This window comes from Streptomyces sp. NPDC051963, from assembly GCF_044593495.1.
Taxonomy (GTDB): Bacteria; Actinomycetota; Actinomycetes; order Streptomycetales; family Streptomycetaceae; genus Streptomyces.
Genome location: NZ_JBIUCC010000001.1, coordinates 55,806 through 79,686, shown reverse-complemented (window position 1 = coordinate 79,686; position 23,881 = coordinate 55,806). Strand labels below are relative to the sequence as shown.

20 protein-coding genes and 1 pseudogene are annotated in these 23,881 nt (G+C 70.2%); 12 read left to right on the top strand and 9 right to left on the bottom strand.

Annotation, left to right across the window (positions count from 1 at the left end):
• Positions 1-133: 133 nt before the first annotated feature.
• Entirely contained in the window at positions 134-928 is a 795-nt protein-coding gene (locus tag ACIHFB_RS00380; RefSeq protein WP_400124654.1) for an IclR family transcriptional regulator, read from the bottom strand.
• Between the two features lie 146 nt (positions 929-1,074).
• Here ACIHFB_RS00380 and ACIHFB_RS00375 point away from each other — a divergent pair, with 146 nt between their 5' ends.
• The 5 genes from ACIHFB_RS00375 (at position 1,075) to ACIHFB_RS00355 (ending at position 9,183) form a co-directional block, all read left to right on the top strand.
• Positions 1,075-2,445 carry an ABC transporter substrate-binding protein gene (locus ACIHFB_RS00375; protein WP_400124652.1) on the top strand — a complete coding sequence of 457 codons (1,371 nt, stop codon included), beginning with the start codon at positions 1,075-1,077 and terminating at the stop codon, positions 2,443-2,445.
• The gene (locus tag ACIHFB_RS00370; RefSeq protein ID WP_400124649.1) at positions 2,445-3,446 is read left to right on the top strand and encodes a carbohydrate ABC transporter permease; all 1,002 of its coding nucleotides are present in this window, start codon (positions 2,445-2,447) and stop codon (positions 3,444-3,446) included. Before ACIHFB_RS00375 ends, ACIHFB_RS00370 begins: the two co-directional genes overlap by 1 nt.
• Positions 3,443-4,312: a carbohydrate ABC transporter permease gene (locus ACIHFB_RS00365; protein WP_400124648.1), complete on the top strand. Its 870-nt coding sequence runs from the start codon at positions 3,443-3,445 to the stop codon at positions 4,310-4,312. The genes ACIHFB_RS00370 and ACIHFB_RS00365 overlap by 4 nt, the downstream gene beginning before the upstream one ends.
• Positions 4,312-5,148: an NAD-dependent epimerase/dehydratase family protein gene (locus ACIHFB_RS00360; RefSeq protein WP_400124646.1), complete on the top strand. Its 837-nt coding sequence runs from the start codon at positions 4,312-4,314 to the stop codon at positions 5,146-5,148. The genes ACIHFB_RS00365 and ACIHFB_RS00360 overlap by 1 nt, the downstream gene beginning before the upstream one ends.
• Before the next feature lie 93 nt (positions 5,149-5,241).
• A complete protein-coding gene (locus ACIHFB_RS00355; RefSeq protein ID WP_400124644.1) occupies positions 5,242-9,183 on the top strand; it encodes a glycosyl hydrolase family 28-related protein in 3,942 nt (1,313 codons plus the stop codon).
• Between the two features lie 111 nt (positions 9,184-9,294).
• Here ACIHFB_RS00355 and ACIHFB_RS00350 read toward each other — a convergent pair whose 3' ends face one another.
• The 6 genes and pseudogenes from ACIHFB_RS00350 to ACIHFB_RS00325 all read right to left on the bottom strand — a co-directional run bounded on the left by ACIHFB_RS00350 (position 9,295) and on the right by ACIHFB_RS00325 (position 17,558).
• Complete coding sequence (locus tag ACIHFB_RS00350; RefSeq protein WP_400124642.1) at positions 9,295-11,721, bottom strand: glycosyl hydrolase family 95 catalytic domain-containing protein; 2,427 nt, start codon at positions 11,719-11,721, stop codon at positions 9,295-9,297.
• On the bottom strand, positions 11,718-14,912 hold the full coding sequence (locus ACIHFB_RS00345) for a ThuA domain-containing protein (RefSeq protein ID WP_400124640.1): 3,195 nt from the start codon (positions 14,910-14,912) through the stop codon (positions 11,718-11,720). Before ACIHFB_RS00345 ends, ACIHFB_RS00350 begins: the two co-directional genes overlap by 4 nt.
• Before the next feature lie 383 nt (positions 14,913-15,295).
• Positions 15,296-15,492 (bottom strand): annotated as a pseudogene (locus ACIHFB_RS00340) (transposase); the annotation flags it as partial.
• A 208-nt stretch (positions 15,493-15,700) separates the two neighbouring features.
• Entirely contained in the window at positions 15,701-16,084 is a 384-nt protein-coding gene (locus ACIHFB_RS00335; RefSeq protein ID WP_365282107.1) for a GntR family transcriptional regulator, read from the bottom strand.
• Positions 16,081-16,872: a hypothetical protein gene (locus ACIHFB_RS00330; protein ID WP_400124637.1), complete on the bottom strand. Its 792-nt coding sequence runs from the start codon at positions 16,870-16,872 to the stop codon at positions 16,081-16,083. The genes ACIHFB_RS00335 and ACIHFB_RS00330 overlap by 4 nt, the downstream gene beginning before the upstream one ends.
• A gap of 368 nt (positions 16,873-17,240) precedes the next feature.
• A complete protein-coding gene (locus ACIHFB_RS00325; protein WP_400124635.1) occupies positions 17,241-17,558 on the bottom strand; it encodes a hypothetical protein in 318 nt (105 codons plus the stop codon).
• A 10-nt stretch (positions 17,559-17,568) separates the two neighbouring features.
• On the opposite strand from ACIHFB_RS00325, the gene ACIHFB_RS00320 reads away from it, so the two are divergent.
• Entirely contained in the window at positions 17,569-18,138 is a 570-nt protein-coding gene (locus ACIHFB_RS00320; protein ID WP_365282104.1) for a GNAT family N-acetyltransferase, read from the top strand.
• A 7-nt stretch (positions 18,139-18,145) separates the two neighbouring features.
• On the opposite strand, the gene ACIHFB_RS00315 is transcribed toward ACIHFB_RS00320, so the two are convergent.
• Together ACIHFB_RS00315 and ACIHFB_RS00310 are read right to left on the bottom strand one after the other, a co-directional pair.
• A complete protein-coding gene (locus tag ACIHFB_RS00315) occupies positions 18,146-18,337 on the bottom strand; it encodes a hypothetical protein (RefSeq protein ID WP_365282103.1) in 192 nt (63 codons plus the stop codon).
• Positions 18,338-18,372: 35 nt separating this feature from the next.
• Entirely contained in the window at positions 18,373-18,603 is a 231-nt protein-coding gene (locus tag ACIHFB_RS00310; protein WP_365282361.1) for a hypothetical protein, read from the bottom strand.
• 196 nt (positions 18,604-18,799) lie between these two features.
• On the opposite strand from ACIHFB_RS00310, the gene ACIHFB_RS00305 reads away from it, so the two are divergent.
• From ACIHFB_RS00305 to ACIHFB_RS00280, 6 genes are all read left to right on the top strand, one after another.
• Positions 18,800-19,537 (top strand): HAMP domain-containing sensor histidine kinase, encoded by a 738-nt coding sequence (locus tag ACIHFB_RS00305; RefSeq protein ID WP_365282349.1) that lies wholly within the window; start codon positions 18,800-18,802, stop codon positions 19,535-19,537.
• A gap of 120 nt (positions 19,538-19,657) precedes the next feature.
• A complete protein-coding gene (locus tag ACIHFB_RS00300; RefSeq protein ID WP_400124632.1) occupies positions 19,658-20,374 on the top strand; it encodes a GntR family transcriptional regulator in 717 nt (238 codons plus the stop codon).
• A 194-nt stretch (positions 20,375-20,568) separates the two neighbouring features.
• Positions 20,569-21,795, top strand: a complete 1,227-nt coding sequence (locus tag ACIHFB_RS00295) for an MFS transporter (protein ID WP_365282101.1) — start codon at positions 20,569-20,571, stop codon at positions 21,793-21,795.
• 36 nt (positions 21,796-21,831) lie between these two features.
• Positions 21,832-23,187, top strand: coding sequence for an acyclic terpene utilization AtuA family protein (locus ACIHFB_RS00290; protein ID WP_400125566.1), 1,356 nt, complete (start codon positions 21,832-21,834; stop codon positions 23,185-23,187).
• Between the two features lie 2 nt (positions 23,188-23,189).
• A complete protein-coding gene (locus ACIHFB_RS00285) occupies positions 23,190-23,507 on the top strand; it encodes a DUF4387 domain-containing protein (RefSeq protein ID WP_365282100.1) in 318 nt (105 codons plus the stop codon).
• A gap of 129 nt (positions 23,508-23,636) precedes the next feature.
• Positions 23,637-23,804 (top strand): hypothetical protein, encoded by a 168-nt coding sequence (locus ACIHFB_RS00280; protein WP_365282099.1) that lies wholly within the window; start codon positions 23,637-23,639, stop codon positions 23,802-23,804.
• The last annotated feature ends 77 nt before the right edge of the window (positions 23,805-23,881 follow it).

The following is a 23,881-nucleotide window of genomic DNA, read 5'->3' as shown; positions in this document are numbered from 1 at the left end:
GTGCGGATAGGCGTAAGGCGTACGGCTATCCGAACGGAGTTGGTTGAGTCCTGTCAACGCCGACGCCCGAGCCGCCAATGCCGGCCGCTGTGTCAAAGCCTGCCCGGCACACCGTCCCCGCCGGCCCTGCGCCTCAGTGCTGACCGAGCCGCTTGAGCAGAGTGCGCAACGAGTGCGCGGCCTCCGTCACTGCCAGCGCCACCTCCTCCGTGCGCCGGTCGTCCATCCGGCTGCTGGGCGCCGAGCAGCTGATCGCGTCGCCGCCCTGCTCGTCGGTGCCGAGCGCCACCGCCACACCGCGCACGCCGGGCGAGCTCTCGCCGTCGTCCTGCGCCCAGCCGCGCAACCGCGCCTCCGCGAGCTGGGCCGCCAGTTCGCCGGGGTCGGTGACGGTGTCCGGGGTGATCCGGGCCAGCGGCCAGCTGAGTCGCCGGTCGACCTCGCCCGGCTCGAACTGCGCGAGCATCGCCTTGCCCGGCGCGGTGGCGTGGGCCGGCACCCGGTGGCCCACCGGCGTGTACATGCGCAGGGCGTGCCGGGACTCGCGCTTGGCCAGGTGGACCACGTCGGCGCCGGAGAGCCGGGTGAGATGCACGGCCTCCCCGGTCTCCTCTGCGAGCGCGTCGAGCACCGGCCCCGCGATGCTCACCACGTCGTCGCCCTCCAGGTAGGCGGTGCCGGTCATCAGCGCCTTCAGGCCCAGGCCGTAGCGCGTGCCGCGGGCGTCGACGTCGACCCAGCCGCGCGCCTCCATCGTGCGCAGGACCGCGTGCAGGCTGCTCTTCGGCACCCGCATCGCGCCGGCCAGCTCGGCCAGTGAGAGCTTGGCGCCGTCCGCGCCCAGGAGTTCGAGGACCTCCAGCACCCGCGCCGCGGACTTGACCTCCTCGGGCTTGCGATCACCCGCCGCTGCTGCCACTGACTCCACCGGAACCTCCGCTTCCCGTGCCGGCGTTCTGACGCCCGGTCAGGACGTTTCTTGACGCGCTGCTTGACGCTATATCACGGCGTCTCTATGTTCAGGTCACCCAACGATATTCGGCTACCTGAATGAAGCATAGCGAGGTAAGGGCAATGCGCCTACGTCATTCCCGGACCGCCCGGCTGGCGGCTGTGGCCGCGGCAGCCGCCCTGATCCTGACCGCGTGCGGGGGTTCCTCCGGCTCCGGGGACTCGGACACCCTGGAGATGTGGACCTTCAAGCAGTCCCACGTCGCCGGGCTCAAAGCGGCGGCGCAGGACTTCGAGAAGGAAACCGGCATCAAGGTCGAGGTCGAGGCGTACACCCCGGACGACGCCTTCGCCACCAAGATCCAGACTTCCGCCAAGACCGGCGACCTGCCGGACGTCATGGAGACCCACTCCGACGGCGAGGACCTGGGCTTCGGCGCGAACGGCGTGGTCGCCGAACTCACCGACGTGGTCGACGACGGATGGCTGAACCGCTACCCGGCCAACATCAGGGAGTCCGGCTACGTCACCGACGCGCGGTTCAAGGAGTCGCAGTCGGAGACGTCCAAGTTCAACGGCGTGGAGAAGGACCAGCGGTTCAGTGTCCCGTTCACCACCGGCACGTTCGGCATCGTCTACGCCAACAAGAAGATGCTCGCCGACGCGGGCATGGAGAAGCCGCCCGCGACCTGGGAGGAGTTCACCGAGGCGCTGAAGGCCACGACCGGCGAGGACGCCACGAAGGGCGGCCTGGCGCTGGGGCTGAAGGTCCCCGACACGGGCCTGACCTGGGTCGCGCAGCCGCTCGCCTACTCCATGCTCGGCAAGCAGGGCTATGAGGCCCTGTTCGGCCAGGACAAGTCGGCCAGCTGGTCCTCCCCGACCGGCGTCGAGGTCCTTGAGACGTACGACCAGCTCACCCCCTACTGGATGCCGGGCACTCAGGCGCTCAACATCGACGAGGCCGACCAGGCCTTCGCCCAGGGCAAGTCGGCCTGGCTCGTCGGCGGTACCTTCACGCTGTCGTTCCTCAAGGAGAACGGCATGAACCCCGACGACGTCTACGCCTTCGGGTTCCCTGGGGTCGCCGACGGCCAGGTCCCCGACCCCGCGCTCGGCCCGCTCGCGCTGACCAGCCTCACGCTCTCCGCCACCTCCGAGAAGTCCGACGACGCCGCGAAGTGGATGGAGTACCTTTCCCAGCCAGAGGTCGCCGCGAAGTTCGCGAAGGCGTCCACCGATCTGCCGGCCACCGAACTGGGCGACGGCGCCTCGGAGATCGTAGGCCCGACCCTCACCTCGCTCCTCGACGCGTTCGAGGGCACCCCGGAGACGACGTACGACCCGAATTACCGCGCCTTCTTCCCGCCCGGCTACGAGCAGGACAAGGCCGCCATGATCCTCGTCGACATGAGCCCGCTGAAGAAGCTGTCACCGGCGGAGACCGGCAAGAAGATCACCGAACGAACGGACAACTACTGGGCGGCCGGCTAGTGACCACCGCACACCGCCCCGCACTGTCGGAGCCTTCCGGGGGCCGCGGCGCACGCCGCCGGCCCCCGGCCGGGGCCCCGGGCAAGACGCCCACCCGCCGCCGGCGTGTACGCACCGAGGCCGTCTCCGGCTATCTGTTTGTCGCCCCCGCGGTGGTGCTCTTCGCCGTCATGGGTCTGTACACCGTCGGCTACGGCTTCGCGCTCAGCTTCGCCACCTGGAACGGCTACGCCCCGAACTGGAAGTGGGTCGGCTTCGACAACTACGCCGACCTGCTGTGGCGCAGCCCGATCTACGCGCCCCTGGTGCGGACGGCCGCGATCAACACCCTCTGGGTGATGACCTTCGTGCCGCTGCTCACCGTCGCGGTGTCGTTCCCGCTGGCCGTCCTGCTCAACCAGGTCAAGCGATTGCAGGGCGTGCTCCGCTCGGTCTACTTCGTGCCGTACGTGACCAGCGGCATCGCGGTCTATTTCGCGTGGCAGTACATCCTGCGGCCCGATGGCGCCGTCAACTCCCTGCTCGGATCCCTCGGCCTCGGTTCGCTCCAGGAGCCGCAGGGCTGGCTGGGCAACCCCGACACCGCGCTCGGCACGCTCATCGTGGTGATCGTCTGGGGAAACGTTCCGGTCGCGATGCTGCTGTACCTGACCGGGTTGCAGGGCATCGACCGCAGTGTCCTGGAAGCCGCGCAGCTCGACGGGGCCGGCTGGTGGCGTACCAACATCTCCGTCGTGTGGCCCCTGCTGATGCCGCTGACCGCCATCAACGTGCTGCTCAACCTGCGTGAGTCGCTACAGGGATTCCAGACCTTCCTGGTGATGACGGACGGCGGACCCGGCGACCACACCAGCGTGCTCGGCCTGGAGACCTACCGACTGGCCTTCCTGGAGAACCTCAAGCCCACCCTGGGCCTGGCCAGCGCCCTGGGCTGGCTGCTCTTCGCGGCGGCGACGGTGCTCGCCCTGATCAACCTGCGTGCACTGAGGAGCCGTGTATGACCACCGTCGACCTGGCCGCACCCCGGCGCGGGCAGTCGCGCCCGGTCGGCCGAATCGCCGCCCGAGCGACCGTTCTGCTGCTGCTGATCGGCTACGCGGCCGTCAGCCTGTACCCGTTCCTGTGGATGGTCTCGGCCGCCTTCAAGGACTCCATCGAGGTGGTCAGAGGCGGCCATCTGATCCCCGACAACCCGACCTTCGGCACGCTCACCGAGACCTGGAACAGGCTCAACTTCTTCGACTACTTCCTCAACAGCGTGCTGGTCACCACCTACACGGTGGTGCTGACCCTGGCGGTGTACGCGGCGGCCGGCTACGCGTTCGCCGTACTGCGCTTCAAGGGCCGCACGGCGCTGTCGAGGATGTTCATGGCCCTGCTCTTCGTGCCCGGTGTGACGGTGATGCTGCCGCTCGTTGTCCTGGAGAGCGATCTCGGCCTGCTGGGCTCCCACTGGGGCCTGGTGCTGCCCTTCGTCAACGGCGGCGCCCCGCTGTCGATCCTGCTGATGACCGCGGCGTTCAGCACCATCCCCGGCGAACTGCGGGACTCCGCGCGCGTCGACGGTGCCTCGGAGTTCCGCATCTTCGCCGGCATCTACCTGCCGCTGGCGAAGCCCGCGCTGATCACCGTAGCCCTGCTGACGGCGATCCCGACCTGGAACGAGTACCTGCTGACGAGGGTCTCGCTCAACGACTCCTCGAAGTTCACCCTGCCGCTCGGCCTGCAGAGCCTCGCCTCGGAGAACGTGCCGCAGTACAACACCCTGATGGCGGGCGCGCTCATCGTCGTCGTGCCGGTGATCCTGCTCTTCCTCTTCCTCCAGCGCTACTTTGTCAGCGGCCTGGTCGGGGCGGTGAAGGGCTGATGCGTGTCCTCGTCACCGGAGCCGCCGGCCACCTGGGGCGGTACGTCCTCGGTGAACTGGCGGCGCGGGGGCACCGGCTCGTCGCCGTCGACCAGGTACCGGTCGACGACGCGCGGGTCGACCGGGTGCACACCGGCGACCTCCGGGACCCGGATGTCGTCCGCGCCGCCATGGACGACGTCCACGCGGTCGTCCACCTGGCCGCGATCCCGCACCCGATCTCCGACGACGACAGCGCCCTGTTCGCCGCCAACTGCCTCACCGCGCACCGTGTCCTGGACGAGGCCGGGCGGGCCGGGGTGCCCCGCGTCGTCGCCACGTCCAGCCTCGCCGCCGTCGGCCTGGCCTGGGCCCCGCGCCCGCTGTCACCCCGCTACCTGCCCCTCGACGAGCAGCACCCCGTCCTCGTCGAGGACCCCTACGGGCTGTCGAAGCTCGTGCTGGAGGAGATCGCCCACGCCACCCACCGCCGCTGGGGCACGGACGTCGTCAGCCTCCGGATGCCCTTCACCGGCACCAGCACCCGGCTGAAGGGCCACTTCGCCGACGTCGCCGCCGATCCCGGCGAACACCGCAGCGGCCTGTGGGGCTGGCTGGACACCCGCGACGCGGCCACCGTGATCCGGCACGCCCTGACCGCGAAGCTCACGGGCAGCCACGTCATCAACGTCGCCGCACCCGACACCTCCGCGCCACAGCAGACGGCCGACCTGCTCGAACGCTACTTCCCCGGCGTGCCCGTACTCGCCGAACTCCCCGGCCGCACCTCGCTGTTCGACAGCACGGCCTGCGCCAGGCTGCTGGGCTGCGCCCCACTCCGAGGCCGCCGCATGTAGATCCCGACAACCCCTAGAAGGCACCGCACCACCGCGAGACCAAGGGCGGGGCGCCGCGTCGCTCCCCGCCGTCCCGAGACCAGGAGGATGCCCGTGTCGTCCCATCCGTCCGTACGGCGAAGAGCTCTGAGCCGTGCCGTCATCCTGCTGACGGCCGTGCTGACCGCGCTGACCCTGTGGGCGCCCGCACCTCTCGCGCGGGCCGCCGCGGAGCCCGAGATGTACCCGAGCGGCGTCGGCGCCGACCTCGGTCCGACGCCCCGGACGCTGGGCCTGCATGCCGCCGCCGGGGAGGACCCGGCGGGCCTGCGCACCGGTGAGCTGGACGGCAGGGGCTACTGGCAGACCGACACCGCCGCGGGCACCTCGTACCTCACCTTCGACCTCGACGACGAGTACGTGGACCGGCTCCCCGCCGACGACCTCGTCGTCAGCGTCACCTACCACGACACCGGCGAAGGCGAACTGACGCTGCGTCAGGGTGTCGGCGGCGCGGACGCCACGCTCCCGTTCACCGGCGGCGGCACATGGAAGACCGGCGCCTTCGAGCTGGCCGACGCGGATCTCACGTCCGGCAAGGACGTGCTGCGCCTGGCCGGCCGCAGCGGCGACGCGGCACGGGACATCACCGTCGCCGCCGTCCGCGTTGGCTCGGCCGGCGCGTCCGTCACCCTGGGCGCGGCACCGGAGACCGCGGGCGTCACCCCGCGCGCCGGCGACTCCTCGACCGGGCTCGTCACCGGCGAGCACGACGGCCGCGCCTACTGGCAGACGAACAGCGCGGCACCCGCACCCGGCGTCAACTTCCTCTACATGAACGTCGCCGACACCTACCTGTACGACACCCGCGAGCTGGTCTTCGTCAGTGTCGACTACCTCGACTCGGGCAACGGGAAGATCGCCCTGCACTACGACTCGTCGGGCGAGGAACTCGTAGACAAGTTCAAGCCCACCGAGGTCTTCACCTACGGCGACACCGGGACCTGGAAGACCCACACCTTCGCGCTCGACGACGCGATCATGACCAACCGGTCCAACGGCTCCGACTTCCGCATCCACAACGGCGGCTCCGGCGCCGAGCTGAAGGTCGCGGCCGTCCGGATCGCCGTGGCGCCGGGTGAACTCAAGCCCGCGCAGGGCCTGGAGAACCTCATCGACGAGGCCGGACTGACCCTGCACGCGGCCCGCGAGGGCGACCGCGACGGCCAGTACCCGGCCGGGAAGAAGGAGGAGCTGGCCGCGGCGATCGACGCCGCCGAGGAGGTCGCAGGACGCGAGGACGCCACCGAGGAGGAGCTGCGCGAGGCGCTGCACACCCTGCACGACGCGCTCCAGGCCTTCCGCGGCTCCGCAGTCGACACCAACCTCGCCCACCGCGCCCGCCTCACCGCGAGCAGCGCGTCCGACAGCGCCGGGTCGGCCGCCGACGGTGACATCGCGACCACCTGGACCAGCGGCGACGGCGGCGAGGGGGAGTGGCTCCAGGCCGACCTCGGTGCCGCGAAAGCGGTCAACGACGTCCGCGTCCACTTCGCCTCGCGCTACGCGTCCCGCTACCACATCCAGGTCTCCCGCGACGGCCGCGACTTCAGGACCGTCGCGCACGCCGGCGGCGGCGACAACAAGGAGTTCCGCACCCGCTTCGACACGGTGAACGCCCGCTATGTGCGGCTGTCCCTGTCCGGATACGCGGAGGGCGGCAAGACCTTGGCCGTGGGCGAGTTCGAGATCCGCGGCGAGCGCGCCGTCAAGGGCGACGCGAGGCTGGTCAAGACCCGCTACCCGGTCGAGTCGCCGGTCGTCGCCGACTTCGACGCCCGCGCGTACGGCGCCGACCCGAGCGGTAGGAAGGACGCCACCGGAGCCATCCAGCGGGCTCTCTACGACTGCCAGGACGCCGGCGGCGGCACCGTATGGCTGCCCGCGGGCACCTACCGGGTCACCGACACCCTGGAGGTCCACTCCTTCTGCACCCTGCGCGGCGACCACCGCGACCCCGACCGGGGCAGCGGCGGCTACGGCACCGTCCTCTCCGCGGACCTGCCGTCCGGCGACGACGGACCCGCGCTGATCCGCGTCGGCGGCAGTGCCGGCGTCGTCGGGCTCACCACGTACTACCCGCGGCAGAACGCGCAGGACCCGGTGGCCTACAACCACACCATCGAAATCCCCGGCCGGGCCTGGATCGGCAACGAGAACTACATGATGAGCACGGTCTCCGACATCACCATGCTCAACTCCTACCGGGGCATCGGCATCAGTACCTACCGCAACGACCGCGGGGAGAGCGCGAGTTCGGGACAGGTCCACGAGTCGGCGTCGCTGCGGAACATCAAGGGCACGGTGCTCCACGAGGGCGTACGCGCCTACAACGGCGCGGACGTCGGGACATGGGAGAACATCACCCTCTCCAACGCCTACTGGGCCGAGGCACCCGCCGCCTACCGGCCGCCCGCCCGTGCGGCCCTCGACGCCCGCACCCGCGCCCATGCGACCGGACTGGTGCTGGGCGACCTGGAGTGGGACCAGTTCTACCGGATCAGCCTGTCCGACTTCCGCACCGGCATCCACATCGTCCCTGGCCAGCGCGCCTCCTTCACCGGCAGCTTCGTCGAGGCGGACGTCCGCCGCACCGACGTCGCCCTGAAGACGGAGGAGTTCGACTCCCGCTGGGGGATGTCGTTCGCGTCCAGCACCCTGGAGGGCAGCGAGTTCGCCGTGGACAACGGCTCGCAGGCCTACGTCAAGGTCACCGACACCGAGCTCGTCGGGAAGACCGCGGGCACCGTCCACCGGCTCTCCGGTGAGGTGCCGAGCTACGAGCAGGAACCCCTGCCGAAGCCCGCACGCGCGGTGCTGTACGACGTGACCGAGGCACCGTACCGGGCACCGCGCACCGACGGCGCCATGCCGCAGCGGGACGCCACCGCCGCCATCCAGCGCGCCTTGGACCGCGCCGGCCGCGACGGGGGCGGCATCGTGTACCTGCCCGCGGGCTGGTACCGCGTCGACGGCCACCTCACCGTTCCCGAAGACGTCGAACTGCGCGGCGCGTCAGCCGTGCCCAACCGGGATCTGCTGGGCGCCAGCGCCGGCACCGTCCTGATGGCCTACGAGGGCCGCGGCACCGCCCACCCCGACACCGCCACGGCACTCGTGACGCTCGACGGCGACCACGCGGGCGTCCGCGGACTGCGGGCGTTCTACCCCGAGAACAACCCCGCGGCGCCGGAGGGCCTCCAGCCCTACCCGTACACGATCCGCGGCAACGGCACCGGCACGTACGTCATGGACATCGGCCTGCCGAACGCCTGGAACGCGATCGACATGGCCACCCACGACAACGACGGCTTCACCGTCCGCAAGCTCGCCGGAGCCTACTTCCACCACGGCATCACGGTCGGGAAGAGCGACGGCGGCCGGATCGAGGGCGTGCTCTCCAACGGCAACGCCGTCTCCCGGGTGGGCTACGCGATGCCGGACTGGGTGCAGGAGAAGAACATCTTCCCGGAGGTGATCGACGACCCGATGCGCAAGCAGGCGCGGATCGTCACGGTCGACGGCGCCACCGACCTCACCCTCCTGGACGTCTTCGGCTACGGCTTCCACGACGGACTGGTCGTCGACTCGGGCGAGGTCACGGCGTTCAACCTGGGCACCGACAACCTCGGCGGCGACGGCCACACCGTCGAGGCCGGGACCGGCGCCGACGTCACCGCGGTCAACGTGATGCGCTACAACGGGGCCACCCTCAAGGGCCCGGCGCGGCTCGTCAACGTCATGGCCATCAGCATGGTCCAGCAGACGGTCCGTACCGCCGCCGAACCGGCGGGCGCGGGAAGCGTGAGCATCGGCGGCAACGAGAGCGAGCCCGGCAGGTACGAGAAGGGCAGCACCATCACGGTGACCGCGAAGCCGGCCGAGGGGTACACCTTCGCCGGCTGGACCGTGAACGGCACCGACGCCGGAAAGGAGCCGGCCCTCACCCTCACGGTGAACGAGGACCTGACGGTGACCGCCCGCTTCGAACGCTGACGGACCGGCCACGGGGCCCCGACCGCCGGAGCCCCCGCCGCACACGAGAGCGCCACGGCTGCGGAATCGCAGCAGCCGCGGCGCCTTCGTGCGGTCCGACCGAGTCCCCGGTCAGCCGCCGGCGGTGATCTCGTACGAACGCCCCGCGCGCGCCCGGAAGGTGAGGGCGTCACCGGACCGCAGCACGTCCGGTCGTCTGCCGCCGTGCGTGTCCCGGATCTGGAACGTGGTGTTGAACCGCGGGCTGCGTACGGTCAGTTCGCCCGTACGTCCGGCGCGCAGCACGGTGCGCACCGGCTCGCCGTCCCGCCAGTCGATGTCGACGGTGACATTGCCCCGGGCCCTCAGTCCGCGGACCGAGCCGGTGTTCCAGAACGTGGGCAGCGCGGGCAGCAGGTCGACCTCCCCGCGATGGCTCTGCACCAGCATCTCGGCGACACCGGCCGTGGCGCCGAAGTTGCCGTCGATCTGGAACGGCGGGTGCGTGTCCCACAGGTTGGCCAAGGTGCTGCTCTTCAGCTGCTCGGACAGCATCAGATGGGCGTGGTTCCCGTCGAGCAGCCGCGCCCAGAAGTTGATCTTCCAGGCCTTGCTCCAGCCGGTGCCCCCGTCCCCACGGGCGGTCAGTGACACCCGTGCGGCGTCGGCGTACTGGGGCTGGTCCCGCGGGGTGACCTGCCGGCCGGGGTGGACGGCGAACAGGTGGGAGACATGCCGGTGGGTGTTGTTCCGGTCGTCCCAGTCCTCCTTCCACTCCTGCAACTGCCCCCAGGAGCCGATCCGCAGGCCCGTGTCGAGCCGTTCCAGGGTGCCCGACAGCTCGGTGGCGAAGCTGTCGTCGCCGACCTGCCGCGCCGCCGCCACCGTGTTGGTGAGCAGGTCCCACACGATCTGCTGCGACATCGACGCGCCCGCGGAGAAGTCGCCCTGCTCCGGCGAGTAGCTGGGCGTCACCACGAGCCTGCCGTCGCGCGGATCGGCCACCAGCTCGTCCGTCCAGAACTGGGCCAGCCCCTTCATCACCGGGTAGGCGCGGTCCCGCAGGAAGGCCGCGTCGCCGGTGAACAGGTAGTGCTCGTAGGCGTGCTGGGCGAGCCAGGCCCCGGCTTCGGGGAAGAAGAACGACGTGGCCCAGTTGTGCAGGCCGGTGAAGCCGTAGGGGTTGGTCTCGTTGTGCACCACCCAGCCCCGGCTGCCGTAGATCTCCCGGGCCGTGACCTGGCCGGGCGGCACCATCGACGCCACGTACTCGAACAGCGGGCCCGTCGTCTCGGAGAGGTTGGTCGTCTCCGCGGGCCAGTAGTTCATCTGGAGGTTGATGTTGACGTGGTAGTCGGCGTCCCAGGGCGGGCTGGTGGAGTTGTTCCACACGCCTTGCAGGTTCGCCGGCAGCGAGCCCGCGCGCGACGAGGCGATGAGCAGATACCGGCCGTACTGGAAGAACAGCACCTCCAGCGACTTGCGGCCGGCCTCGTTGAGGGAGCCGTCGCGGTACGCGTCGAGCACGGCGTCGGTCGGGATGCCCGGGTCCTGCTGCCCGACGTCGAGCCGAACCCGGTCGAACAGTGCCTTGTGGTCGGCGACATGGGCGGCGCGCAGCGCGGTCCAGCCCTTCGACGCCGCGGCGTCGACGCGCTGGCTGACCTGGCCGTGCGGGTCGGCGCCGGTGCGGTAGGCCGGGTAGGTCACCGCGTAGTCGGTGGCGGCGGCCAGCACGAGGGTCACCGCGTCCGCGCCGGAGACGGTGACCGACCCGTCGGCGTTGTCGGTGCGGGTGCCGCCCTGGTTCAGGACGCGGAGCTGGGACTCGTAGCGCAGCCCGTTGTTGGTCAGCCTGCCGGACAGGGTGATCCGGCCGCCGCTCGCGGTGAGGGTCGCCGAGCGGTTGGCGGGCGTGGTGACCGAGACGGTGAACGAGACGCGCCCCGGCTGGTTCGCCGTGAACCGCGCCACCGCCACGCGGTCGGCTGCCGACGCGAAGTACTCACGCGTGTGCGCCGCCCCCTCCCACGTGTACGTGACCCCACCGACTGCCTCCGCGATGTCCAGGTGACGCCGGTAGCCGGAGGCGCCGGAGGGATCGCGGGCCTGCTGGATCCAGATGTCACCGAAGGTCTGGTACGAGCCGAAGTGCGTCTTCGGCTGGCCCAGCTTCTCGGCGACCCACTCCGGCGCGGCACGCAGCTCGTTCGCGATGCTCTCCCGCACCTCCGCGAGGGCGCTCGGCCGGGGCGAGGTCCAGTTGCCGAAGTTGTAGCCTTCGGCGCCCGGACCACCCGTCCACAGCGTCTTCTCGTTGAACTGAAGCTGCTCGCGCGCCAGTCCGCCGAAGAAGCACAGGCCCATGGCGCCGTTGCCCAGCGGCAGCGACTGCGACTCCCAGGCGTTCGCGGGCTCGTCGTACCACAGGGTCAGGCCGGGAGTGGTGGCGTGTACGCCGTCGGGAGCGGCGTCGGCCCGGCCGGTGGCCAGGGGTGTCGCGCCGAGGGCTGCGGCGCCGGCGATGAAGATGCGTCGGGAGACGTCCGGTGGGGTCATGGTGTTCCTTCCGTGATGCCCTGGCCGATGAAGTCGACCCAGTTGACGTTGAGTTCACCGGTCGTCTTGACGAAGTAGAGCGGACCGCTCGCCGTGGCCGTCTCGCCTCCGACGGGCGCCGCGAAGTCCTGGTACGTCTGCCAGCCGCCGGTCGGCGAGATCCGCAGCGTCGCGACGGTGGGGCCCTCCGGGTCGCCGGTGCGGACCTCCACGGTGGCGCCGACGGTCGGCGAGGCCGCCCGCAGGTTGATCTGCTCGATGTCGGTGAGGTTCACCGGGTCCCACGACCAGTAGTCGCCGTTCTCGATCCAGCCGATGTTCAGGCCGCCGCCCGCGGTGTCGCCGGTGTTCTGCGTGCCGACCCCGATGTCGCCGCCGCCGGGCGCCGACGGCACGCGGCCCGTCGTGTCGAAGTGCTCGGCCTCGCGGTGCTTGGTCTGCAGCACCAGCACCTCCTGGGTGGTCAGCGCGGGCACTGCACCGGCTCCGTGGTCGGTGTAGGTGACGGTGACCGTGCCGAAGATGTTGGCGCCGGTGTGCCCCGCGTCGCCGGGCAGCGGGAAGGTGCCCGAGCAGCCGCGGTACTGCTCGTAGCCGTGCGAGTGGTCGTCGTGGCCGAGGCCCGGCTGTACGACGACCTCCTGGCAGTCGATCGGGCCGTCCTCGGGGTCGGTGACGGAGACCTCGTAGGCGATGGTGTCGCCGAACTCGAAGAGCCCGCCGTCGACCGGCGCCTTCACCTCGATCGTCGGAGCGGTGTTGCCGGCCGTGATGTCGACTCCGGCCACCGCGGTGCGCCCGTCAGGGTCGGTGACGGTCAGTTGGGCCGTGAAGCGCCCGGGCTCGGTGTAGGTGTGGCTCGGGGACGGATCGGTGCTGTCCTGCGTGCCGTCGCCGTCGAAGTCCCAGGAGTACGTGATCGGCGTGCCGTCCGGGTCGTACGACTCGCCGGCGTCGAAGGTGACCTCCAGCGGCAGCGGTCCCGAGCTCCTGTCGGGCGCGAACCGGGCGATCGGGGAGCGGTTGCCCTGCACGTAGTCGACGCGGTAGATCCCGGAGTCCGCGTTGTTGCCGCCGAAGCCGCTGCCCCAGTCGATGACGTAGAGCGCGCCGTCGGGGCCGAACTGCAGGGCGTGCGGCCGGGTGAACTCCATGCCCGGCAGCAGGGCGTTGACGTCGGACACGGCGGTGCGCCCGCGGTCCGGCTGCACGGCGAAGAGCCGGCCGTCGTTCCAGTCGCCGTAGACGGCCTTGCCGTCGTAGTACGCGGGCCACTTGCGGTCGTTGTCGAGGCGGGCGTCGTAGTCGTACGCCCCGCTGGTCATGGGCGCGCCGCTCGGCCCGATCTCGGGGACGCCGGTGGTGGACTTGCCCATCCACAGCTCGGCCGGCTGGGCCGCCGGGAGCTTGGTGACGCCGGTGTTGTTGGGGGAGTCGTTCACCGGCGCCGAGCAGTCGAAGGCGGCCCCGGCCGTGCCGGTCGCGAAGTCGTAGTCGTTGTAGGGGGTGTTGGCGCCGACGCAGTACGGCCAGCCGTAGAAGCCGGGTTTGTCGACGGTGTTCCACTCGACGCGGCCGTCGGGACCGCGGGTGGAGCTGACGCTGCCCGCGTCGGGACCGTAGTCCGCGACGAAGACGTGGTCGGTAGCCGGGTCGATGCCGATGCGGAAGGGGTTGCGGAAGCCCATCGCGTAGATCTCGGGCCGGGTGCCGGGTGTGCCGGGCCGGAAGAGGTTGCCCTTGGGGACGGCATAGGTGCCGTTCTTCCACGGCGTGATGCGCAGCACCTTGCCGTTGAGCACCGCGCTGTTGGCGGCGGTGGACTGGGCGTCCCACGCCCTGCGGCCCTCGCGCTCGTCGAGCGGGGCGTAGCCGTCGGAGGCGAAGGGGTTGGTGTTGTCGCCGGTGGTGATGTACAGGTTGCCGCCGCCGTCGAACTCCATGGCGCCGCCGGCGTGGCAGCACTCCTGGCGCTGGACGTCGATCTTCAGCAGCACCTTCTCGCTCGCGGTGTCGAGGGTGTCGTCGTCCTTGACCGTGAAGCGCGATACCCGGTCCACGGCCTCGGTGCCGGCGGGGGAGTAGTAGAGATACACCCAGCCGTTCTCCGTGAAGTCCGGGTCGAGCGCGATGCCGAGGAGGCCGAACTCCTGGCCGGTGTAGACGTCCAGGGTGCCCGCGGAGGCGACCGTGCCGTCGTCGCGGACCACGCGGACCTCGCCGCCCCGGTCGATGTAGAAGACGCGGCCGTCCTCGGCGATCGCCAGCTCCATCGGGTTGCTGGTGTTCTCGTCGAGCGGCACCTTCTGGAAGCCGCTGGTCAGCGACGCGTTGCAGTCGGCGGCGACGGCACCGGCGGCCGTCCGGATACCACCGAGGAGGTGTTCCAGGAACCGCGGCTCCTGGTAGGAGGCGTCCTCGTGGCCCATACCCGTGTACCAGGAGCGGCCGCCCTCGTAGTCCTGGCACCAGGCGATGGGGTGCTCGGCGCCCATCGTGCCGCCGGTGTACGAACCCTCGTCGAGGGAGGCGAGAACGTGCACGTCACCGTGTGGGTCGGCGCGGAAGTCGTACCACTCGTCGAACCGCTCCCAGCGCACCGGCAGCTTCGCCGTGGACGGGTGGGCCGGGTCCTCGACCTTCACGGTGGCGGTCTGCGGGGCGGGGTGGCCCTTGAAGTAGGCGCCGACGAGATCGCCGTACCAGGCCCAGTCGTACTCGGTGTCGGACGCGGCGTGGACGCCCGCGTAGCCGCCGCCCGCGCGGATGTAGCGTTCGAACGCGCCCTGCTGCTCGGCGTCGAGCACGTCACCTGTGGTCGAGAGGAAGATCACGACCTCGTAGGCGGCGAGGTCCTCGTCGTTGAAGACGGCGGCGTCCTCGGTGGCGGTGACGGTGAAGCCGTGCTTCTTGCCGAGCTTCTCGATCGCGGCGATGCCCGCCGGGATCGAACCGTGCCGGTAGCCGGCCGTCTTGCTGAAGACGAGCGCGTCGAACGGCTCGGTCTTCTTCGCGGTGGGCTGCTCCGCGGACCGGGCGGCCGGTTGAGCCGCGGGCTGGGCGACGGCCGCACCGGCCGTCACGAGCAGCAGGGCGACGACGGCGGCGGCGATCCGGGCCGCGGATCTTCGTACACGGCGTAATACGCGCGGGTGGGGCAGAGGCCGGTGGGGCAGGGATGGGCGTGGCATGGGCACCTCAAGTCGGCGGGTGGAGGGTACGCGGCTGCGTGCGGGGGTGGCGCCGTTCTGCGGGCCCGACCAGTGCTCAGCGGTCCTTCCGAGGGGCCGTTGTCCGAGGCCAGCGGCATCGGTTGTCCCGTCGACGAGGCTTCCGATCGTCGGCCGTGTGAATTTGTCGAGTCGATGGACAAATTAAGAGGGCGGATGGAGCGGGTCAAGGTGCCGGACGAGAGTGGCGGTTGGGGCGCAGGTGGGTGCGAGGCGGAGTGCCGCTCTCACCTGCGCCTTGTCTCGTGCCCTCGTGACGGATTTGTCTTGGCCGCCCCGCGTCGACGACCGGCTCGGGTGCCGTTGACCGCCGAGTCGAACGACGGCGCAGTCAGCCGCCGCAGCGTGGGGCGGGTGTTCCTTCGGGCTGCGGGGCGTCCGGGGCCGAATTGGGAAGGTTTCGGTGCTTGGGCCGGGCAAGCGGTCCTGGGGCGGATGTGCCTGAAGTCCCGGCGGACAACGGCGGGGTGGGCCTGTCCGGTGGGACGGGCTTCTCCCAGGGACGGCGCAGGTGGGTTGCCGGCGGGCGGGCGAGGCTCAGGACCGAGGTCCCGACGCTGGCGAGGCTCAAGGCAGACCTGGCAAGTCTTGAGCGTCTCAGATTGCCCGCCGTCACGTCGGCTAGCGAGTCTGACACCGGCGGCTGACACCAACAGCAGCGAACCCCACCGGATGCCGGTGTACCCGAGCGTTCTGATGAACGTCTGGTACCGCCCTGCACGTCCCCACACAGGGCGCTGGTGGCGGGGCTATGGCAGTTCCTCCAGTGCTTCCCGCACCGCGGTCGTCACGGCGTCCCCCTCCGCGCCAAGCATTCGTGCCTGTGTGACGAACCGTCGAGCGAGCTCCGCCAGCCTCGTGGGGTCGGGATCCGGGGCGCGCGAAGGAAGCGGAGCCACACGGGTCCCCGCGCCCCGACGTGTATGGATGAGGGACGCCGCCTCCAGTTCACGGTAGGCCCGTGCAACAGTTCCGGCCGCCAGTCCTAGGTCGGCCGCCAGTTGGCGCACCGTCGGCAGGCGTCCGTGCTCCGGAAGGCGGCCCGTGGTGATCAGGGCGGAGAGTTGGGCCCGGATCTGTTCGTACGGCGGGACGGGGCTGGAGGTGTCGACGCGGATGACGGGGCTGTTCACCGGCGTACCCGGGCCTTGGGCGAGATCACAGTGAACATGCACCACGCCACGGTGACGAGGGCAGCCAGGGCCGTGGGCCACAGCACCCAGGTTACGAGCCGGCCAACGGTGCCGTCACAGGTCATGTCCATCAGGGCGCCGGAGGCCGTGGAGGCGGCACCAAGAAGAGGCGCCGAGACCAGCAGGCCCCACGCGGCGAGGATGCCCAGCGCGCGGTCGCGACGGGTTTTCTCGTCGCCCGGTCGGCGGGCGATCCTGGTCAGGGACCACAGACAGCCGGCCGTGGAGGCGGCGAGGGAGGCAAGGACGGGCAGACCGTAGAAGAGGCCGGGCCAGGAGCCGGAGCCGGCGGTCCTTCCGTCCGGGCAGGTGACGGTCAGAATACGGTCCGCGCGGCCCATGTCGTCGGGCGAGGCGAACGCGGCCGCCATGGCCAGGAGGACGACGAGCACGCCGGCCTGGCCGAGAAGCAGCAGCGTCATGCGCGGAGGCACGTAGTCGCGCACCCGGCGCGGGGTCAGCCCCGCCGTGCGGACTTCACCTCGGGGGCGGGCTGTGAGCGCGTCCCCCGCCAGCACCCCGGCAACTGCGCACAGCCCGAAGACCGGGATGGCGTAGAGGATGCCGACGTCCTCGCCGGCGTCCAAGCCGTGCCCGACCGCCTGGGCGGCGACGGCCCCGATGAGCAGACCGGGCCCAGCGCAGGTATCGGTCGGCTGCCGATGCGGTCGGCGCTGTGTCGAGTGCGAGCATGACGAACTCCCCCAGAATTGGCGTGCGTACGACATGCCTTGCCGCTGCTTGTACCAAGTGGCTGGTACAAGATGGCGTGCGCCGCCCCTTGTGTCAGGCAGTTGATACAAGGTGCATGGTCGGGCTGCGCACACGGCATGTCGGCAAGCCGTCACCGCGCCCCACCGGCGTTTTCATCGAGTGCTCGGAAGTACGCCACGGTCTCTGCCTTGATGCGCTCCAGGTCAACCACAGGACCATCCTGCCAACGAGCGCGCGGTTGCTCCGTTCTGACATCCACGAGTGACATCAACGGCGCCGGACGCCAGCACTCCTAGGCGGTCCGACATGGCCAATGTGGCCGGGTGGTTCCCCGGCGATGCCGAGGAGTGATCGAACTCCGCAAGCCAGGGCTGTTGCGTTCTCAGGCTGCGAGATCGAGAAGTGCGGTGGCACGGTCGGGGCGTGACCGGTAATGGCCTGTTGCGGCGGCGATGCTGGTCCAGCCTGCCTGGCGGATGAGCCGGGCGGTCAGATCGCGCAGGGTGGCCATGGCGCGGAGCGCGGTGCCGATGCGAACGCGGGAGGCGTCCTCGTGGAAGGTGCCGTCTCGCACGTGGTGCAGGGCCTGGACCGGCCGGTGGTGCGGTGTCGACCCCCCGCGTGGATTCCGCGGCAGCATCTCAACGTTCGCCGCCAGTGTCCGAGTAAAGCCGTTGAACGGCCCGCCCTGCTTGGGCACGATCAACTCTGTGGACACCTACCTGGAGACCGAGCGCCTGATCCTGCGCCGGTTCACTGTCGGCGACGCGGACTTGCTGATCGAGTTGGACAGCGACGCCGCGGTGATGCGCTATCTGACCGGGGGCAAGCCGACCGCCCCGGAGATCGTCCGCGAGCGCCACATGCCGCGCATCATCGCCGGCTACGAGAGGTGGGGCGGCGATCTTGGAGTGTTCGCCGCGCACGAGAAGGACGGCGGCGCGTTCATCGGCTGGTTCTGCCTGCGTCCCGAGCCGCAGGGCCCACTGGATGAGGTCGAACTCGGCTACCGGCTGCGGCAGGCGGCCTGGGGAAAGGGTTACGCCACCGAAGGCTCGCGGGCTTTGCTGGGCAAGGCGTTCACAGGGCTCGGTGTGCGCATGGTCTGGGCTGAGACGATGGCCGTGAACCACGGTTCGCGCAACATCATGGAGAAGCTCCAAATGACGCTCGCGAACACCACTCCCACTCCCGCCGACATGGAGATGATCGAGGGCTCCGAGCACGGGGGCGTGCGGTACGAGATCAACAAGGAACAGTGGGAGCACCAGCAGGGTTGATGTGTTCTCAGGCTTCAAGATTGAGTAGTTGGAGTGCGTGGTCGGTTCGTGACCGGCAGGGGTCGGTCGTGGCGGCGATGTTCGTCCAGCCCGCCTGGCGGATGAGGCCGCTGGCGAGGTTGTGGAGGGTTGCCATCGCGCGGGGTGTCGTGCCGGTGCGGACTCGGGAAGCGTCCTCGGCGAAGGTCACGTCTCTCACGTGGTGCAGGGCCTGGACCTGCCCGTGTCCGCGGATCAGTTCGGCGATCCGTTGCGGGGTGGCCTGCTCGGAGCGACGCTGGTGACCGCGTAGATCGTCTTGATGGTGGTCTTGTTCGTCGTGCGGCTGGTGCGGCGGTGCTTGACCTCGATGGCCTGCAACTGCGCACGGGGAGAGGCGACCGGGCTGGACTCGGTCCAGAAGCCGTGCCTCAGCCGAGCGGGACGACGACGTTTCGTGTCCTGACAGAGCTGGAACAACGTCATCTCGTGTTCCGCCTGAGCACGAAACGCAACCGGGACATCGCAGAGCGGCGGCAGGGGCCGTACGGGAAACTCCGTCCAACCAGGTGGCGAGTCACGGGCCGGGACAAGGGCCTGGTGGAGCGCTTCTTCCGCATGCTGCGCAAGAGGCTGTTGGGGCCCTGCGGCCGCTGGGGCGTATGGCGATGCCGCCGACGCCATCGCCTCCGGCGCTCGCGAGGAACGCCTGCCCACCTACGGGGACCAGAGTGAGACCGACCGTCTGGCCACCGTCATCAACGCCGCCGTCAATGCCGCCTTCGACGCCCAGGCCCGGGCGGAGGACACCATCCGCGCCTTCGCCGCCGACGCCTCCCACGAACTGCGCATGCCCCTTGCGACCATCTCCGGCTGGCTCGACCTCTACCACCAGGGCGGCCTCACCACGCCCGCCGAGCTCGACCGGGCCCTGGAACGGGTCGACGGCGAGGTCGGCCGCATGCGCTTGCTCGTCGAGGAACTCTCCCTGCTCGCCCGCCTGGACGCCGGACGCCCCCTGGAAGCACAGCCCGTCGACCTGCGCCGCCTGGCCACCGACGTGGTCGAGGACGCCGGCGTCGTCGCCCCGGACCGCACCATCCACCTGCACGCCGACGCGCCCGTCCACGTACGCGGAGACGCTCCGCGGCTCCAGCAGGTCCTCAACAACCTCGTCGGCAACGCCATCCAGCACACTCCGGCCGGCACCCCGATCGACGTCTCCCTCGATTCGTCCGGCGGCGAGGCCGTCATCCGGGTGGCGGACCAGGGGCGCGGGATCGCACAGCAAGACCTCTCCCGTGTGTTCGACCGGTTCTGGCGGGCCGAGGCCGGCCGCGGCCGGGCCCGCGGCGGCTCCGGACTCGGCCTGGCCATCGTCCAGGCGGTCGTCCACGCCCATCACGGCACCGTGGCGTGACGGTGACGGCGGTCCCTGAGCCGGTGTGCAAGGTGATGCGCGCGTCGCGGCAACCTCCCGGAAAGGAATCAGCAATGAACCCATTGACTGTTTGCTATAGCAGGAGTCAGTCTGGTCAGCATGACCAAGGACACCCTCGGCCCCATGGAGACGACCTCGCTGGCCGACCAGGCATACCGGCGGCTGCGCGACGCGATCCGCGGGGGCGCCCTGCGGCCGGGTGAGAAGATCACCGAGCGGGACCTCGCGGCTCGTCTCGGAGTGAGCCCCACCCCGATCCGGGAGGCGCTGCGCCAGCTGGTCCACGAGAAGGTCGTCGAGCGGGTCGGCCCGCGCTCGCTGCAGATCGCCGACCACTCCGCCGCCGCCCGCAGCGAGATCGTCGAGGCCGAGGTCCGCCTGTCCGCCCTGATGGCCAGGCTCGCGGCCCGCAACGCCACGGCCGCCCAGCTCACCGAGCTCGTCGGCCTGCTGGACCACGCCGACCACCTGGTCGCCGGGATCGAACAGACACTGGCCGACCAGGGGATCGACGCTCCGGTGGCCGACCAGGTGACCGCGGTGTTCCGGCTGCTGCGCGAATTCCACCATCAGGTCGAGGCATGCGTGGCCAATCCGGTGCTGGAGGGCCTGCTGGCCCAGGCCCGCGCCTTCAGTGACGAGGAACGCCTCGACCTGACCATGAAGCTGGCCCCCGGCCGGGCCGACGGCTTCCGCACCCGCTACCGCGAGCACCGCGAACTGCTGGACGCCCTTCTGGAGCGCGACGAGGACCGCGCCGAACAGCTGGCCGCCGCCCACCACCGCGCCGCACTCGTCCAGCTGTCCTCCACCTGACCCCCTTCCTTGAACTGTCTGCCCGCCGGCCCCTCGGGAGGTCGCCGGCGCACAGGTACCGCTATGTTGCTATAGCATATGGCATAGGAGCCGCCATGTTGCATGACGAACGATCCGAACCACCCCAGCCCCCTGCCTCGGCGTCTGCACCGGCCGTGCTCGATGCCGCCCCCGCGGCCGAACGGCCGGAGCGCATGAGCGCAAGCGCCGTCCTGTGGGTCGCCCTCGCGATCTTCGCCCAGGAGTCGGTGTGGAACTTCTACGACGCCCAAGTCCCCGCCCAGCTGCGTCACTTCGTGTCCTCCGCCACTGTCATCGGCCTGATCATGGGCCTGGACACCGGGCTCGGCGTCATCATCCAGCCCTGGATGGGCCTGATCTCCGACCGGATGACACGGCGCCGCACCGGACGCTGGCCCATCGTGGTAGCCGGGGCGTGCGTGGCGGCCGTGCCCTTCGCGCTGATCCCGTGGGCCACCAGCCTGCCGATGCTCATGCTCTGCATCTTCGCGTTCGGCCTGACCGCCAACTCCTTCAAGGGCGTCACCGAAACCCTGGTCTCCGACTACGTCGCACCCGGGCAGAGAGGCAAGGCCCAGGGGTTCATCAAGGCCGGCGTCAGCCTCACCATCATCGTCTCGGCCCTCATCAGCCTGCTGGTGGTGGACCACAGCCTCAAGGCCGCCTTCGCCATCCCACCGTTCCTGATGATCGTCATGGTGGTCCTGTCCTACCGCTTCCTGGGCCGCCGCCACCCCACAGCGCTGCGCCACGAGGACACCAACACCGGCCAGGCTGACCCGTTCTCCTCTCCGTGGGCGGTCCTCAAGGACCTGATACGCGAACCGAGCCGAGTCCGGCTGCTGCTCATGGCCGGCATCTTCTGCTTCGCCGGCATGTGGGCGGCGCTGCGCTCCCTGACCACCCCGTACGGCATCGAGGCCCTCGGCATGACCCGGGGCGCGGCCGGCGGCATCGCGCTGCCCGGTGCGATCGCCTTCCTCATCTGCGTCGTCCCGCTGGCCTACCTCTCGCACCGGCTCGGCGAGTTCCGCATGATCCGCTACGGCATCGCCCTGTTCGTCGCGGGCCTGCTCGTCGGCTTCGCCGAACCCACCCCGGCCTTCACCGCAGCCTCCGTGGCCATCGCCTCGATCGGCTACGCCGTCTTCTCCGTCAACGGCCTGGTCGCCCTGTGGAGCCTCGCGCCCAACAACCGTGTCCTGGGCGCCTACACGGGCCTGTACACGGTGGCCTCCGCCTCGGGCATGGCTCTTGGCCCCGCCCTGCTCGGCGCCACCGTCGACCTCACCGGCTGGCGCTACATGTTCCTCAACGCCGCCGTGTTCGGCGCGGTCACCTTCGCCGTCTTCACCCTCGTGGGCCGCCGCGCCGAGCGGACGCTCGCAACCGCTTCCTGACCCTCACCCGTACAACAGAAAGTCGCCCTTGTGGACATGCGTATCCTCGCCCCGACCGGAGCCCTCGGTGCCGGCTTCGACACAGCCGCCCTCGACCGCGGTGTGGCCGCCGGCCCGCACGTGATCGCCTGCGACGCCGGCTCCACCGACTCCGGCCCCGCAGCCCTCGGCTCCGGGACCCCCAAACTCTCCGCCCAGGCCGTCACGCGCGACCTGCGCCTGCTCCTGCGGGCCCGCGACACCCTCCAAGTGCCGCTGATCATCGGTTCGTGCGGCACCAGCGGACGCGACGACGGCGTCGACCTGGTCGCCGGCCTGGCCCGTGCCATCGCCGCCGAGGAGAACCTGCACTTCAAGCTCGGCCTCATCTACAGCGACCAACCGGCAGAGCGCCTCCAGCGCCTGTACGACGAGGGCCGCATCCGGCCGCTCGCCAACGCCCCTGTCATCGAACGGGAGTTGTTCCAGCGAAGCCACACCGTCGCCATGATGGGCGTCGAGCCCATGCAGGAGCTCCTACGCGACGGGTGCGACGTCATCCTGGCCGGACGGGCCAGCGACACCGCGCTGTTCGCCGCTCTGCCCCACCTGAACGGCGCCGACCCCGGTCTCACCTGGCACATGGCCAAGACCATCGAATGCGGCGCCGCCTGCGCGATCCCGCCCGATGCCAACGGACTCCTGGTGACCTTGCGCGACGACCACTTCGACGTCACCACGCTCGCCGACGGCAGCCGCCTCACCCCTCGTTCGGTCGCCGCCCACACGCTGTACGAGAACGCCGACCCGTTCCACATCATCGAGCCCTCCGGCACCCTCGACACCACCCACGCCACCTACGAAGCCGTTGACGAACGGACAGTGCGCGTCCGCGGCTCCCGCTACATCGAGGCCGACGGCTACACCAACAAGCTCGAAGGCGCCGAACTCGTCGGCTACCAGACCGTCATCGTCGGCGGCGTCCGCGACAAGGTCGTCATCGAGCGCCTCCCCGAGCTCCTGCCCATGGCCAAGAAGTACTTCGACGCCAAGATCCTCGACGTATTCGACGGCCGGGTCGACCCGGACACCATCGACATCAACTACCGCCTCTACGGCACCGGGACGGTCCTGGCCGGTACCGAACCCACCCCCCTGCAGCCCCAGGAACTCGGCGTGTTGATCACCGTCACCGCACCCGACCCGGACACCGCCCACGCGATCTCCACGTTCGTCGCCCACGCCTCCTCGCACCTGCCCATCCCCGAGTACGACGGCCTGGTCTCCACCCTCGCCTACCCCTACTCGCCACCCGAAATGGACCGCGGCCCGCTCTACCGCTTCACCCTCAACCACGTCGCCACCGGCGTCACCCCCACCGAACTGTTCCGCACCGCCACCGAAGAGGTCTGACCATGGCCACGCTGCTCGACTACTGCTCCCTCGTCCGCTCCAAGAACGCCGGACCCTTCACCCTCACCTTCGACTTCATGTGCCACGACCAGCACACCTACGAGGCACTCACCAACACCGGAATCCTCAACCGGGCCCTGTTCGCCGGGCTGTTCAACACCAGCGAGAACGAGATCCTGGTGGTCAACCACCCCCGCGCCCTCGCGGTCAAAGTCTCCCTGCCACGCCCCTCCGTACAGGGCGACCAGCACGACAGCGACTGCTACGCCGGCCAGCAGTACGCCCCACTCATGGAACTCCAACTACCAGAACTCCCGTGAGCCTGTGCATCGTGCAAACAGGCGCGTGTCGAGCGATGTCGCCGGCGTCATCCTGAGACCGCCTGGGCGCTCCGGTTGCGTAGGGGAGAGGAGTTCGCGGTCGCTTTCGCGGTTCCGGCACAGGTGCCCATGGAGGGGGAATCGCGCGATTGCGCGGTCGACTACCGCGAGCGGCACGCGGCGGAGTGCGGGATCAACCGACTCAAGGGGCACCGTGCGGTGGCGACGAGGCACGGCAGGCTGGCCGTCCGCTACGAGGCGACCGTACTGGTCGCTGCCAGCAACGAGTGGCTGTGACAAGCGGAACGGGTCGGGCGGGGGAAGCGCCACTCACCAGCCGATCCCCGGGCGGCGAAGTGGGCGATGGCCTACTG

What these genes read in the sequence shown, in the direction of transcription:
- ACIHFB_RS00375 (WP_400124652.1), top strand. Translation starts at nt 1,075, where the DNA reads ATGCGCCTACGTCATTCCCGGACCGCCCGGCTGGCGGCTGTGGCCGCG.
- ACIHFB_RS00365 (WP_400124648.1), top strand. Translation starts at nt 3,443, where the DNA reads ATGACCACCGTCGACCTGGCCGCACCCCGGCGCGGGCAGTCGCGCCCG.
- ACIHFB_RS00350 (WP_400124642.1), bottom strand. Translation starts at nt 11,721, where the DNA reads ATGACCCCACCGGACGTCTCCCGACGCATCTTCATCGCCGGCGCCGCA.
- ACIHFB_RS00295 (WP_365282101.1), top strand. Translation starts at nt 20,569, where the DNA reads ATGAGCGCAAGCGCCGTCCTGTGGGTCGCCCTCGCGATCTTCGCCCAG.
- ACIHFB_RS00360 (WP_400124646.1), top strand. Translation starts at nt 4,312, where the DNA reads ATGCGTGTCCTCGTCACCGGAGCCGCCGGCCACCTGGGGCGGTACGTC.
- ACIHFB_RS00345 (WP_400124640.1), bottom strand. Translation starts at nt 14,912, where the DNA reads ATGCCACGCCCATCCCTGCCCCACCGGCCTCTGCCCCACCCGCGCGTA.
- ACIHFB_RS00330 (WP_400124637.1), bottom strand. Translation starts at nt 16,872, where the DNA reads ATGTCGTACGCACGCCAATTCTGGGGGAGTTCGTCATGCTCGCACTCG.
- ACIHFB_RS00300 (WP_400124632.1), top strand. Translation starts at nt 19,658, where the DNA reads ATGACCAAGGACACCCTCGGCCCCATGGAGACGACCTCGCTGGCCGAC.
- ACIHFB_RS00290 (WP_400125566.1), top strand. Translation starts at nt 21,832, where the DNA reads ATGCGTATCCTCGCCCCGACCGGAGCCCTCGGTGCCGGCTTCGACACA.
- ACIHFB_RS00285 (WP_365282100.1), top strand. Translation starts at nt 23,190, where the DNA reads ATGGCCACGCTGCTCGACTACTGCTCCCTCGTCCGCTCCAAGAACGCC.
- ACIHFB_RS00310 (WP_365282361.1), bottom strand. Translation starts at nt 18,603, where the DNA reads ATGACGTTGTTCCAGCTCTGTCAGGACACGAAACGTCGTCGTCCCGCT.
- ACIHFB_RS00280 (WP_365282099.1), top strand. Translation starts at nt 23,637, where the DNA reads ATGGAGGGGGAATCGCGCGATTGCGCGGTCGACTACCGCGAGCGGCAC.